This window comes from Pseudomonas sp. RIT-PI-S, assembly GCF_025642975.1.
GTDB lineage: Bacteria > Pseudomonadota > Gammaproteobacteria > Pseudomonadales > Pseudomonadaceae > Aquipseudomonas.
The window spans coordinates 28217-41933 of record NZ_JANZKJ010000009.1 but is presented as its reverse complement, the minus strand read 5'-3'; the positions used below and the strand labels follow the sequence as shown (position 1 = coordinate 41933).

Annotated in this window: 11 protein-coding genes; 7 read left to right on the top strand and 4 right to left on the bottom strand. The window is 63.8% G+C overall.

Translation table 11 applies throughout. The features are described from left to right. The first annotated feature begins 22 nt into the window (after window positions 1-22). The 4 genes from OGL93_RS13950 to OGL93_RS13935 all read left to right on the top strand — a co-directional run bounded on the left by OGL93_RS13950 (window position 23) and on the right by OGL93_RS13935 (window position 5147). Window positions 23-1633, top strand: a complete 1611-nt coding sequence (locus OGL93_RS13950; RefSeq protein ID WP_263263304.1) for an alkaline phosphatase family protein — start codon at window positions 23-25, stop codon at window positions 1631-1633. Window positions 1634-1799: 166 nt separating this feature from the next. Next, on the top strand, window positions 1800-2708 hold the full coding sequence (locus tag OGL93_RS13945) for a LysR family transcriptional regulator (protein ID WP_263263302.1): 909 nt from the start codon (window positions 1800-1802) through the stop codon (window positions 2706-2708). Window positions 2709-2754: 46 nt separating this feature from the next. Beyond that, window positions 2755-4335 carry an ABC transporter permease gene (locus OGL93_RS13940; protein ID WP_263263301.1) on the top strand — a complete coding sequence of 527 codons (1581 nt, stop codon included), beginning with the start codon at window positions 2755-2757 and terminating at the stop codon, window positions 4333-4335. Next, entirely contained in the window at window positions 4332-5147 is an 816-nt protein-coding gene (locus tag OGL93_RS13935; RefSeq protein WP_263263300.1) for an ABC transporter ATP-binding protein, read from the top strand. The genes OGL93_RS13940 and OGL93_RS13935 overlap by 4 nt, the downstream gene beginning before the upstream one ends. 736 nt (window positions 5148-5883) lie before the next feature. Here the strand turns inward: OGL93_RS13935 and OGL93_RS13930 are convergent. The 3 genes from OGL93_RS13930 to OGL93_RS13920 all read right to left on the bottom strand — a co-directional run bounded on the left by OGL93_RS13930 (window position 5884) and on the right by OGL93_RS13920 (window position 8818). Beyond that, window positions 5884-6315, bottom strand: a complete 432-nt coding sequence (locus OGL93_RS13930; protein WP_263263299.1) for a hypothetical protein — start codon at window positions 6313-6315, stop codon at window positions 5884-5886. A gap of 68 nt (window positions 6316-6383) precedes the next feature. Then, on the bottom strand, window positions 6384-8465 hold the full coding sequence (locus tag OGL93_RS13925; protein WP_263263298.1) for a calcium-binding protein: 2082 nt from the start codon (window positions 8463-8465) through the stop codon (window positions 6384-6386). Window positions 8466-8596: 131 nt separating this feature from the next. After that, the gene (locus OGL93_RS13920; protein ID WP_263263297.1) at window positions 8597-8818 is read right to left on the bottom strand and encodes a hypothetical protein; all 222 of its coding nucleotides are present in this window, start codon (window positions 8816-8818) and stop codon (window positions 8597-8599) included. Window positions 8819-8958: 140 nt separating this feature from the next. Between OGL93_RS13920 and OGL93_RS13915 the strand changes: the two genes are divergently transcribed. Both OGL93_RS13915 and OGL93_RS13910 read left to right on the top strand, forming a co-directional pair. Continuing rightward, window positions 8959-9441 carry a GNAT family N-acetyltransferase gene (locus OGL93_RS13915; protein ID WP_263263296.1) on the top strand — a complete coding sequence of 161 codons (483 nt, stop codon included), beginning with the start codon at window positions 8959-8961 and terminating at the stop codon, window positions 9439-9441. Between the two features lie 106 nt (window positions 9442-9547). Beyond that, window positions 9548-10198, top strand: a complete 651-nt coding sequence (locus OGL93_RS13910; protein WP_263263295.1) for a glutathione S-transferase — start codon at window positions 9548-9550, stop codon at window positions 10196-10198. A gap of 65 nt (window positions 10199-10263) precedes the next feature. Here OGL93_RS13910 and OGL93_RS13905 read toward each other — a convergent pair whose 3' ends face one another. Then, window positions 10264-10557 carry a hypothetical protein gene (locus OGL93_RS13905; protein WP_263263294.1) on the bottom strand — a complete coding sequence of 98 codons (294 nt, stop codon included), beginning with the start codon at window positions 10555-10557 and terminating at the stop codon, window positions 10264-10266. A 537-nt stretch (window positions 10558-11094) separates the two neighbouring features. Between OGL93_RS13905 and OGL93_RS13900 the strand changes: the two genes are divergently transcribed. Continuing rightward, on the top strand, window positions 11095-13080 hold the full coding sequence (locus OGL93_RS13900; protein ID WP_263263293.1) for a M10 family metallopeptidase C-terminal domain-containing protein: 1986 nt from the start codon (window positions 11095-11097) through the stop codon (window positions 13078-13080). Window positions 13081-13717 lie beyond the last annotated feature (637 nt).

Genomic DNA, 13717 nt, shown 5'->3' with positions numbered 1-13717 from the left:
CCTCCCTGACCGAGCACCTACCATGACCGACGCTCAAAAACCCGTGCGCAACGTGCTGTACATCATGTGCGACCAGCTGCGCCGCGATTACCTTTCCTGCTACGGCCACCGGCATCTGCACACACCCAACATCGACCGCCTGGCCGCCGAAGGCGTGCGCTTTACCCGCGCCTACACCCAGGGAACCATCTGCGGGCCGTCGCGGATGAGTGCCTATACCGGCCGCTACGTGAGCAGCCACCAGGTGAGCTGGAACGCGGTACCGCTGCCGCTGGAAGAATTGACCCTCGGCGACTACCTGCGCCCCGCCGGGATCCGTACCGCGCTGGTGGGGAAAACCCATGCCACGCCCAATGAAGCTGCCCTCGCCCATGTGGGCGCCGACGCGCTGAAGCAGGAACAACTGAGCGAAGTGGGCTTCGAAGCCTACATGCGCCACGACGGTATCTACCCCGATGGGCCACAGTTCGCCGACAAGCGCGAGGGCGCGCCTTATACCCATTACCTGCGCGAGCTGGGCTACGGCGGGGCCAACCCCTGGCACGACTGGGCCAACGCCGCCGCCGGCGACCAGGGCGAGCTGCTCAGCGGCTGGCACATGCGCAATGCCCACCTGCCGGCGCGGGTGCCCGAGGCGCATTCAGAAACCGTCTACACCACCGATTGCGCCATCGAGTTCATCCAGGCCCAGGGCGATGCCCCGTGGTGCCTGCACCTGTCGTATATCAAGCCACATTGGCCCTACCTGGCGCCGGCCCCCTACCACGCCCTCTACAGCGCCGACCAGGTACAGGCGCCCAACCGCCCCGCACCGGAGGCCGTCAGCGATCATCCGGTGTATACCGCGTTCCGCCAGCACCAGGAGAGCGTGAACTTCTCCCAGGATGAGGTGCGCTTGAACGTGGTGCCCACCTACATGGGCCTGATCAAGCAGGTGGACGACCAGCTCGGGCGCGTGATCGACGTGCTGGAGCGCAGCGGCCGCTGGGATGACACCTTGATCGTGTTCACCGCCGACCACGGGGATTTTCTCGGCGACCATTACCTGGGCGAAAAGGAGTTTCTGCTCGAGCCCGCCGTGGGCGTGCCGCTGATCGTGCGCGATCCTCGCGCCGCCGCCGACGCCACCCGCGGTTCCGAGCAACACCGGTTGGCAGAAACCATCGATGCACTGCCCACGTTCCTCGATGCACTGGGCCTGCCCGCCGCGGACCATCGCCTCGAAGGGCGCTCGCTCATTCCGCTGTTGCACGGCCAGCCGGTGGCGTGGCGCGATTACGCCATCGCCGAGTACGACTACGCGTTCCAGGCACCCGCACGCGAACGCCTGGGCCAGCCCATCGACCGCTGCCGCATGACCATGGTGCGCAGCGAGCGCTGGAAGTACCTGGCCTACGACGGCTTCCGCCCGCAGCTGTTCGACCTTGACAACGACCCGCACGAACACCATGACCTGGGCGCGGACCCCGCTTACGCGCACATCCGCGAGCAGCACCTGGGCTACTTGTTCGAATGGCTGCGCGGGCTCAAGCGACGCACCACCATCAGCAACGGAGAGATCGACCAGCGCGCCCGCTTCTTCCGCTACGGTGAGCCGGAATCGGCGCGTGTAGTGCCGATCGGGGTGTGGTGAGGCCCGCCTTGCAGGCTCCTCCTCCAGTTGGGGGAGCCTAGGAACCACACCGAGACTTATAACCAGATCAAATAACAGTCCAAGATAACCTTCTTGGACGAAATAACTAGTTACTTTCACACTTCGCTTGTTTCGCATCACCGAACCACCGCCGCAAGGACGCCCCATGGACCTCCGCCAGCTCCGCTACATCATCGCCCTGAACGACTATCGCAGTTTCGTTCGGGCCGCTGATGCCATGGGCATTACCCAGCCGGCGTTCAGCCGCAGCATCCAGAACCTGGAGCAGGAATTCGGCTGCCAACTGGTGGACCGCGCGGACAAGGCCCTGCGCCCCACCCCAGAAGGTGAAGTGCTGTTGGCGCATGCGCGGCAGCTGGTGCAAGGGGCGGCGCAGTTGGCCAGCGAGGTGAGCCAGATGACCAAGCTCGACGCCGGGCAGGTGCGCTTTGGCTGCGGCCCTTCACCCGCGGCCACGGTGGTGCCGCGCGCGCTGGCGCGCTTTCACCGGCAACGCCCGGGCATTGCCTTGCATTTTCAGGTGGACAACTGGGAGCGCTTGGGCCGGGCGTTGAACCGGGACGAGATCGAATTCTTCATTGCCGACATCCGCCAGTTCGAGGCCGACCCTAACTACCATACCCAGCCCCTGGCCCAGCGCGGCGGGCTGTTTTTCTGCCGGCCGGGGCATCCGTTGGCGAGCAAGAGCGCGCTGACCAGCCACGACCTGTTCGCCTACCCGCTGGCGTGCGGCCTGATCCCGCCTGGGGTACGCAAGGTGATGGCCAACCTCAGCGGCCGCCAGGATTTCACTGCACATTTTCAGAGCGAATACTTCCCCGCCCTGCTGGAGATCGTGCGCGAAAGCGATGCCATTGGCCTGAGCGCCGAGCACAACTGCGCCGCCGCGCTGGAACGCGGCGACATCCAGCGCCTCAACTGGCGCAACCTGCCGCCGAACCTGTCCAGCCTGCGCGCCCATTGCGGCGTGGTCAGCCGCGCCGGGTTTCGCTTGTCGCCCGGCGCCCGGGCTTTTATCGAAACGCTGGTGGCGATCGACGCGGAGGTCGCGTGACAACCGCCGCACCCAGTTCTTCCACCCAACCTGAAGCCCGCCTGCCGTGACCGCACCTATCAGTTCCCACCCCACCGTTCCGCGCTCCGCCCTGCCCTTTGCGCGCCTGCGTCAGCGGTTGCTGCCATGGCTGGTACCGTTGGCGCTTTTCGTGCTGTGGTCGGTAGCCAGCGCTCATCACTGGACCAGCAAACAGGTGCTGCCCGCGCCCGCCCTGGTGTGGCAGAGCGCGCTGGAGCTGGCCGCTGGCGACCTCTGGCTCAACCTGTGGATCAGCCTCAAGCGCCTGCTGGGCGGCTTGCTCGCGGGGGTCGGCTGTGGCGCGCTGCTCGGCGCCTGGCTAGGCAGCCAGCGGTTGGCAGAGCGGATGATCCTGCCCACGTTCACCGCGCTCGCCCAGGTGCCGACCCTGGCCTGGATTCCGCTGTTCATGCTGTGCTTCGGCATTGGCGAAACCTTGAAGCTGATTGTGCTGATCAAGGCAGTGATCGTACCCGTGACCCTGCACACCCTGGTGGGCGTGCGTGACGCTCAGCCCCGGCTGCGCGAAGCCGCCCAGGTGATGGGCCTCAGCCGCGGCCAGCGCGTGCGCCTGCTGGTGCTGCCCGCCGCGCTGCCGGCGTTCATGGCCGGGGTGCGCCTGGCCGTGTCGGCCGGCTGGGCCTCGTTGCTGGCGGTAGAGCTGCTGGCCTCCAGCGAGGGCATCGGCTACCTGATGGTCTGGGCGCGCCAGCTGTTCATGCTGGACATCGTGTTCGTGTGCATCGGGGTGATCGGCCTGCTCGGGCTGATGTTCGACCGGGGCTTGAGCCGGGTGGAGCGGCGCCTGGTGTTCTGGCCGCACCCCGCCATCGCTCAGCTGCGCGCCGGCAGCGCTGGCCGCCAAAGGTGGCTGGCCTGGGTGCTGCCCGTGGCGCTGTTGGCGTTGTGGCAATCGAGCGCGGCGCAGGGTTGGGTCAACCCACAGCTGCTGCCCGCCCCGCTGGCGGTGGCGCGGTCGGTCCTCGCCGGCTTCGCCGACGCCAGCTTGCCGCTGGCGGTGGGTATCAGCCTCACCCGCACCCTGGGCGGGCTGATCATCGGCGCCAGCCTGGGCCTGTTCTGCGGCCTGGTGCTGGGCCTATGGCGGCCAGCCGAGCGGGTGCTGGCGCCCACCTTCAGCGCGCTGCGGCAGATCGCGATCTTCGCCTGGGTGCCCTTGATCACCGCCTGGTGCGGCCTCGGCGAGCCAGCAAAATGGGCCTTCGTTGCCCTGGCGACCTTCTTCCCGATGCTGGTGGCCGCCCAGCGCGGCGTGGCGCAATTGCCGGCGCAACTGCTCGAGGCTGCGCAGGTGCTGCGCCTGAGCCGTCGCCAGCGGCTGCTGCGGCTGGTGCTGCCGGGCTGCGCGCCGTACCTGTTCGCCGGCCTGCGCGTGGCCCTGATCTACGCCTGGCTGGGCACCATAGGCGCGGAATACTTCATGCCCTCCAACGGGGGCATCGGTAGCCTGATGATCGGCGCCCAACAACTGATGCGCATGGACCAGATACTCGGCGCCATGCTGCTGGTCGGCCTGACCGGCGCCCTGCTCAACACCCTTGGGCAATTCTTCGAACGCCGCGCCACGCGCTGGAGGCATGCATGAACGCACCCTTGGTCCGCTTCGCCCATGTGGGCAAGCACTTCGCCGTCGAAGGTGGCGAGCTCGAAGCCATCCGCGACTTCAACCTAGAGATCGCCGACGGCGAATTCATCGCTATCGTCGGCGCCAGCGGCTGTGGCAAGTCCACCTTGCTGCGCCTGTTGGTAGGGCTGGACCCGGCCTACCACGGGCAGATCCTGGTCGATGGCAAGGCGGCCAAAGGCGTGGGCGGCGACCGCGGCATCGTGTTCCAAGAGCACCGCCTGTTCCCCTGGCTTACCGCTGCCGAGAACGTTGCCCTGGGGCTGGCGACCTCGCCTCTGAGCCCGGCCCAGCGCCAACAGCGGGTAAGTGATTTCCTTGGCCTGGTGGGCCTTGCCGACTTCGCCCAGGCCTATCCGCATCAACTGTCCGGGGGCATGTCGCAGCGGGTAGCCATCGCCCGCGGGCTGGTGGCCAGCCCACGCATCCTGCTGCTCGACGAACCTTTCGGCGCCCTCGATGCCCTCACGCGCCAACAGATGCAGGACGAACTGCTGCGCATCCGTGCCCGCGCCCAGGTCACCACCTTGCTGGTGACCCACGACGTGGAAGAGGCGATCTACCTGGCCGACCGTGTGGTAGTGATGGAGCCGCGGCCAGGACGGATCAAGCGCATCGTCGAGGTCACCCTGCCCCACCCGCGCCTGCGTAATGGCCTGGCGTTCCAGCAGCTGCGCGATGAGCTGCTGCACGAGTTGACCGAGGACGGGCCCTACGTAGCCCCCGGCACGGACTACATCAAGGCGCTGCCGCTGACGGCGTTTGCGTTGTAGGGGGTGTGGAGCGTTGCGCCTGATTGCACCCGTGGGAGCGGATTTATCCGCGAATCAACGACGGCACGTAACACCTGAAGATGTGGTGTTTCCCTTCGCGGATAAATCCGCTCCCACGCGCGAGCTAGCCTTTACATCGCGCGGATGGCTATGCCAGAGGCATTTCGAACGGCTGTGCTCAAACTACCTCCTGGTAAATCGCCTGGATGAACCCTCATCAAGGCGCTGCCGCTGACGGCGTTTACGTTGTAGGGGTGTGGAGCGTTGCGCCTGATTGCACCCGTGGGAGCGGATTTATCCGCGAATCAACAACGGCGCGTAACGCCTGAAGATGTGGTGTTTCCCTTCGCGGATAAATCCGCTCCCACGCGCGAGCTAGCCTTTACATCGCGCGGATGGCTATGCCAGAGGCATTCCGAACGGGTGCGCTCAAACTATCTACTGGTAAATCGCCGGAATGAACCCTCATCAAGGCGCTGCCGCTGACGGCGCTTGCGTTGTAGGGGGTGTGGAGCGTTGCGCCTGACTGCACCCGTGGGAGCGGATTTATCCGCGAATCAACGACGGCGCGTAACGCCTGAAGATGTGGTGTTTCCCTTCGCGGATAAATCCGCTCCCACGCGCGAGTTAGCCTTTACATCGCGCGGATGGCTATGCCAGAGGCATTCCGAACGGGTGCGCTCAAACTACCTCCTGGTAAATCGCCTGGATGAACCCTCGGTGGCTTCACCAACGCTTATTGCCCCTTCAAACCGGCCGGCAGCTCATACGTTGGGCAATAGCGGTAGCGGGTGGCCTTGGCGCCTCGGCCGATGACAAAGGTCAAGGCGTCCTCGATGGTGATGGTCTGCCGCTCCACGCGTTGTGGCCCCTCGCCCGCAGGGGTGTCGACACACGACTGGTCCACGGTAAAACGCTTCCCCTTCTTCGCGACGATCGTGGCGATGCAGGCATGGGTGGCTGTGCCATGAATGCCCTTGCCGTCATACCAGCGGATGCCCGCATTGGCCGGGTCTTCGCAGGTTTGCCCGGTGGTCACGAAGACGCCGGGCTTGAGCAGGAAGACGCCGCCTGGTTTGGGTGAAAGGTCCACGCTGGCGGTTGCGTGCGCGGCCGCCAATGTGCAGGCCACCGCTGTTACAAGCACCATCGTTTGAAGTCGCTGCACTGTACCTCCTCATAGGTTAAAAACCCGCGCCATCACCGGCGTGGGCCTTTTGCACCACGGCGCTTAGCTTACGCCAGGGCCGGGTGATGTTCCGTTTCCTGCCCTCCCAACGCCACAAGGTCGGGCGCTGGCGCTTCGGCGGTGGCGCCCAGGGTGGCGGCGGGCGCCGGGCGGGTCGCGGCGAACGCGAAGTTGTCGGCGTCCAGATCGTACTCATGGTCACCGTCCATGGACAGCTCGAAGCGGTGGCCGTTCTGGTCCGGCTCCAGGGACTTCACATAGGTACGGTGCACTGCGTCGTTCCAGCTGACCTGCAAGGTGCCCCCGGTGCCGTCGCCCAGGCCGGTGAAGCCGAGCGCCGAAACATCGATGGTGTCGTACCAGTCCTCGAAGCCTTTGATCACGTCCGCATGGCTGGCCGAAGCGGTGCGATAACTATCCTCCGCGGCGGTGTAGAGGAAGGTGTCGTGGCCCTTGCCGCCGGTGAGCAGGTCGCGGCCGCTGCCGCCGAGGAGCACGTCATCGTCGGCGCCACCGCTCAAGCGGTCATCGCCGCCCAGGCCCTGCAACACCTCCCTGACCGCGCTGCCGGCGAGGGTGTCGTTGCTAGCCGTGCCTCGCACCACCACGGGCTGGAACAGCACATTGGTGTTGTTGAGCTGGCCTGCAAAGTTGCCGTTGAGTACCAGCTCGAAGCGGTGGCCATCGGCGCCGTAGTCATAGCTCTTGAGGTAGGTCTGGTTGCCCGCGGCATTGACCTGCACGGCCAACGTGCCGTTATGACCATTGCCGATGCCGGTGAAACCAAGGCCCATGAGGTCAATCCGGTCCTCGGCCGGGTTGAAGTAGATCAGGGTATCGCTGGCGCCTTGGCTGGCCGTGCGGAAGCTGTCATCGATGGCCACGAAGCGGAATACATCTTTGCCCTCGCCGCCATAGAGGACGTCCCTGCCGCCATTGCCCTGGTACACATCGTCGCCGCTGAAACCTTCGAGGTATTCGGACCGAGACGTGCCCTGCAACAGGTCATCGTTGACCGACCCATCGACCGAGTAGCCGTGTTCGCTGCTGAAACTGGTATCCAGGGTGCCATCGGCGTTGAGCCGAACGATGCCGTAGTCGCCGTTCAACTCGATGGTATGGCCATCGCCCACATCGCTGATGCCGGCCACCAAGATCTTGCCATTGGGCAACACCGTCACCGAGCGCGCCGAGTCGTAGGCGCCCTGGGTATCGATCGAGGCGATGCCGCCGTGGCCGAAGCTCGTGTCATAGCTGCCGTTGGCGTTGAGCCGTACCACCTGGAAGTCTTCGTAGCGCTCGTTGCTGCCCGCCAGCACGATCTTGCCGTCCGCCTGGACCGTGAGGTCCCCGCGATAATCCGACAGCACGCTGTTGTCGAACAGCACCTGCCCTGCATGGCCGAAGGTGGTGTCCAGGGTGCCGTTGGCGTTTACCCGCACCACTGCGTATTGATAGCCGCTGCCGGAATCGAAGTCTCCGGCCAGGAGAAACTGCCCGTTGGCCAGATGCGTGGCATGCACCTCACCATTGAAGGCCAGCGCGCTGGCGAGGTGTGCTACCCCGCCGGTGCCGAAGGAGTGGTCGAGGGTGCCGGCGGCCTTGATCTGCACCAGCACGGCCCCGTCTCCGTCAGCGCGGCTGAACAAAATGGAGCCGTCGGCATTGATGCTGAGGTTGCCTTCATCGTTACCGATGCCAGGCGGAATACTTGCCTTGGCGTTGGCGTTGAACACCGTGTCTGCCGTGCCATCAGGCTTGATCCGGGTAAGGCCGAAGGTCCACTCGCCGTTCACGTAGGCAGGGCGCTGCACCAGGATCGCGCCATCGGGCTGGACGGTCAGGCTATACCCCTCATCGATGGGTACTTCCGCGCTCACCACGGTACGGCCGCTCACCCCGAAATCGCTGTCCACGGTGCCGTCGGCATTAAGACGGACCACCGAATAGTCGTAGGACGTTTCAATGATGCCCCCGTAAAAACTGAATCCGCCGACAAGTATCTTGCCATCCGGCTGCACGGTGACGCTCTGGTTCACTTCCTCGAAACCCGCCACGTCGACGATGACGCTACCGGGGGCGTAGCGGGTGATGTAGCTGGCGTTTTCAACGGGGTTGTAGGTGGCCATGGTTCAATCCCTGGATGGCTGAAAAGGGCATCGGTTTTGGATCCGCTCAATGACGCTAGCGGTTTTTTACAGCCGTGCCAGCACGGAATGCCGGATGGGGCAGGTGAACGATGGCGATGCCTGCCGCAGCTTCAGCCGCTATAAGGCGCAGGCCCGAACGCCTGACTGCCGGTTTCTGCGATGAAATCGATCACCGCGCGGCCCCGCGGTGAATGGCGCAGGTCTGCGTGAACTACCAGCCACAGATCGCAGTAGAAAGGCTCGCTTTCGTACGGCAACCGTTGCAGCGCCGGGTCGGGCTCATCCATGAACAGCGGAAGGCCCGCCACGCCTATGCCAGTACGGGCGACCACCTGCGGCGTGGCGATGTGTGGGTTCTTTGGCTTGAAGGAGGGGTGCTACAGCCCGTACCCGTGTGCGATTTTGAAAACTCGCTTGACCGCTCCTCATGTTAAGCCTTATCACGGCATGGACTTTTTTGAGGCGGCGCTGATTGAAAAAACCAACCGGTGAATGCGTGATAAGCCAGCTCTTTACACTCCCCGAGGACGTTTTGCTGTTGGAAAAACAAGCAGTCGCTGAAGGGTTCCGGTTCATGACGCGGTTAGTCATGGAATGGGAAAGCGCAGAGAATCGCTTCGATAAAGCGGGGGAATGTTTGTTCGGAGCGTTTAGCGACGGACACCTGGTCGGGATCGCCGGCCTTTCGCACGATCCCCGCGCTGGGCCAGAAGTGGGAAGGCTACGCCGTGTATATGTGACCCCGGGGTGGCGTGGCCAACGAGTGGGAAAAGCTTTGGTCCAGCGCCTGCTGGAGCAAGCCCTCGGGCGCTTCCGCCGGGTGCAGCTTTTCACAGATACGCCCGAAGCGGCGCAATTTTACATTCGCTGCGGTTTTCACCCGATACAGGACGAATTCTCCACTCATGCGCACTTATTGACCGACCTTCTTCGTCCACCCAGGCACGGTGAATAGGTATACGCGCACCGCCAATCGGCGCTGAAGTGATGGGCAAAATCGTTTACGTAGCATTTGGCCAGCGTTTCTCGGCCAGGCTCGAATCTGACTCTCAGGAGGTCGTATGCTGCACGTGTGGGGAAGGCGCTCGTCGTTCAACGTGCAAAAAGTCATGTGGCTGATAGGCGAATTGGAGCTGCCTCACAGGCATATTCCAGCGGGTGGTGAATACGGCCTCAAAGACACACCCGCCTTCTTGGCCATGAACCCCCACGGCCGCGTGCCCGTCATCAAAGACAGCGATGAAACCGTTGTGTGGGAGTCTCACAGTATTCTTCGCTACCTGGCGGCGCGTTATGGACAATCCCCATTCTGGAGTGACAACGCTGCCCAACGCTCCGAGGCTGACCGCTGGATGGACTGGGCCCAGACCAGTTTGCAGCCGACCTTTCTCACCGGGGTGTTCTGGGGTTTTTATCGAACTCCAGAAGCCCAGCGTGACACCGCGGCCATTGCACAAAGCGTTAATCGATGCGCCCAGTATTTCCAGTTGCTCGATCAGGTGTTGAAGGAACAACCCTTTCTCGGCGGGGAGAGCATGACGTTGGCGGATATAACCGTGGGCACCCATCTATACCGATATTTTTCCCTGGATATCCGCCGCCCTGACATTCCTCACGTCGAGGCGTGGTATCGAAGGCTCCAGCGCCGACCGGCCTTCCGGCAACATGTCATGATTCCCTTCGGCGAGCTGTTCGGGCGGCTTGCTTATTAGGTTTGTACGGAACGTTAGGCGACGGTCGCTCGGTTTACAGCGTTGGTCGATAACCCGGCTTTGGCCTAGTTGGCCTGCAACTGCGGCGCACTGGTGAAGCCCCAGCTAAGGGGTGGCAGGCCTCCAGACACTTCCCAGCCATTTTCCTTCAGCCACCGGGCGGTGATCTTGTTTGCAAAGAAAGCGATCACAAATGCCGCCAAACCCCAAGTACACACGCAAAGAAGTGCGCTCAGGAAGAACCAGCCCCATTGGCCGCGAAATGCAAAGGGAAAAGCGCCGAAGAAAAACACCGTCCAGGAATAACCCGCTTTGACTTCCTTGGTAAGTCCATTTTTCTGAAAGTGCACGTGTGCCATTCAATACTCCATTGATCAAACTGTATTAACGCTTCAGCCGCACAGCGGCACTGTGCAGCGGTGCAGATAGCCCGCGCTTCATCCCGTTGACCCAAGTGTGCATAACACGGCGAAGGGCCCGATTCGAGCATGAAGGGCAGATGAACGAGAGGGTAAACAACCAAGCTTCGGCCTGCTGGACAGCAGTTCAGCCCTGGTCAGTAGGGCGCGCGAATGGCACCCATGGGGCGGCAGTCATCCGTTCCCGCCAACGCCTTCCATGAAACGCAGGTGGCGCAATGCTACCAGTGGATCCCAACGGCCTGCAAGCTTCCGGCGCACCCAGGGCATGGAAGGGGCTATGCCTGCAGCCTGCGCAGCACCCACAACGCCGGGCAGCCGGGCGGCCGACCGAGCCAGCCAGGCGCCAAGGCACCGACGATGCACTGCCGCACTGGCGGTTCGGTAAATTAGGGCTAGCTTGGAAAGACCGCAGCACCAATGCAGTGCCTTCAGGCGGGTAACGCGGCCACCTCTCTTGGCAAAGGACCGTATTCCATGACCTCCCACAGCTCCGACGGCGTGCGGGTAATCCGCTCCGCCCCAGGCAACACCCAAATAGACATCGCCGGTGAGAACGACTACGGGCGCAGCGTGGCGATCCAGGCGGACGGCAAGATATGGGTGGGCGGGTTCACCCATAACTTCGGTGAGTTCTATGAGTACGCCGTTGTGCGGCTCAACGCCGACGGCACCCTGGACACCCACTTCGGCAATGACGGCAAACTGGTCATTGCCGATCAAGTCATGCTCGGCGATGAGTACAGCCTGGCCGTGCAGGGCGACGGCAAATTACTGGTCACCCATGCCACGTCCACGGGTAGCGGCATCGACCTGACCGTCAGCCGCTATAACCTCACGGGCGGGCTGGACTTCACGTTCAGCGGCGATGGCGCTACCACCATCGACACCGATATCAGCTATTCCGACACGGGAACAACCGTACTGGCCGACGGGAAAATTCTCGTATCCGGGCGCAATGGCGACACCTACACCGCGGCGCGCCTGAACCCCGATGGCAGCCTGGACACCACCTTCAACGGTACGGGCATCCTCGAGTTCACCGGCCCGCACACCGCGGGGGTGCACTTCGACCAGCCGATGACACTGCAGGCAGACGGCAAGATACTCGTGCCCGGCGGGGAGAACGACAAGTTCGGCCTGTACCGCTACAACGCCGACGGCAGCCCAGACACCACCTTCGGTAGCCAGGGCCATGTGAGCTACAACGTAGGCGTGGGCGTGGACTCGGCCTACACGGTCACCGTGCAGCCCGACGGCAAGCTACTGCTCGCGGGCTACAGCGCCGCCGCAGACTTCAGGACCGAATTCAGCATCATCCGCTTGAACGGGGATGGCAGCCTGGACACCACCTTCAGCGGCAACGGCAAGGCGGTCTTCGACTTCGGTGCGGACAACGCCACGGTCAGGTCCGTCGCGGTCCAGAATGACGGCAAGATCGTGCTGGCAGGCGGCAGCGATGGCGATTTCGGGATCGCCCGGCTGAACGCCGATGGCAGCCTGGACCATAGCTTTGGCCCCCTGATCAACGGCTTCGAGGACTTGATCGGCACCCAGGGCGACGACGTGATCATAGGGGGCGACGTTCGCGAGAACATTTTCGCGGACGCCGGCAACGATCTGATCGACGGCGGCGCCGGCCGCGAAACCCTTTCCACCGGCGCTGGCGCGGACGTGATCCGCTACACCGCGATCAGCGACAGCTACCGCTCCGCCAGCGGCGCTCACAGCGACTTTATCCTGGACTTCAATGCCACACAGGACCGGATCGACCTCTCCACCCTAGGCTTCAGTGGCCTCGGCGATGGCCACCACGACACCTTGGCAGTGGTGCAGAACGACGCCACCGAGCGGACCTACCTCAAAAGCTACGACGCGGACGCCGACGGCAACCGCTTCGAGATCAGCCTGAACGGGCTATACCAGGGCTTGCTCAACTCCAGCAACGTGTTGTTCTCCCCTACCCTCATCACCGGCACGGCCAGCGCCGATACCCTGACCGGTTCGGCTGCCGCCGACATACTGAACGGCCTGGCGGGCAATGACCGCCTCAACGGCGGCGCCGGCGACGACGTGCTGGTAGGTGGTGCCGGGCGCGATACCCTGACCGGCGGCAGCGGCGACGACGTGTTCCGCATCGCCAAGGTGAGCGACAGCTACCGCACCACCCACTCGGACGTGATCCGCGACTTTGTGTCCGGCGAAGACCGCATAGACCTGTCCACGCTCGGCTTCAGCAGCCTGGGCAACGGCCACAACGGCACCCTGGCCGTTCAGCTCAGCGCCGATGGCACCCGCACCTACCTTAAAAGCCTGGACGCCGATGTGCATGGGCAGCGCTTTGAGGTGACGTTGATGGGTAACCATGCCGACCTTGCCAATACGGATGTGGTTTTCAGCGGCGCAGGCGGGGATGCCGAGGTGGGGTTGTTGGGTGGGGTGGCGGGTGAGCATGTGGGGTGAGCATGTGAAATGGATGAACGCCGCATGTTATGTGTGAACGAACAACGATCTTCACTCGTCGCGGCGCGCGAACTCGCTGTAGGCGCTGGCGCAGCCTGCGAACCCCTGGCGCCTACCGGTTTTGAGCCCACCACGGACGGCGGCGTGGACCACGGTGGGCCCTTTCACCGGCCATGACGGCCCCTCCTCCCGCGCTGGAAATCGGGCTCCGCCCGCCTTCACAGGGTTCAGCCAGCGCCCGCGAACAACGATCTTCACCCGTCGCGGCGCGCGAACTCGCTGTAGGCGCTGGCGCAGCCTGCGAACCCTTGGCACCCACCAGTTTTAAGCCCACCGCGGACGGCGGCGTGGACCACGGCGGGCCTTTTCACCGGCCATGACGGCCCCTCCTCCCGCGCTGGAAATCGGGCTCCGCCCGCCTTCACAGGGTTCAGCCAGCGCCCGCGAACAACGATCTTCACCCGTCGCGGCGTGCGAACTCGCTGTAGGCGCTGGCGCAGCCTGCGAACCCCTGGCGCCTACGGGATTTGAAACCGCGGCCAACAGCCGTGTGAGCACCACGAAGAGCCTTTTACCGGCCATGACGGCCCCGCCGCCCGCGCTGGAAACTTTGCCTTATGGTGCGTTGCCCAAATCT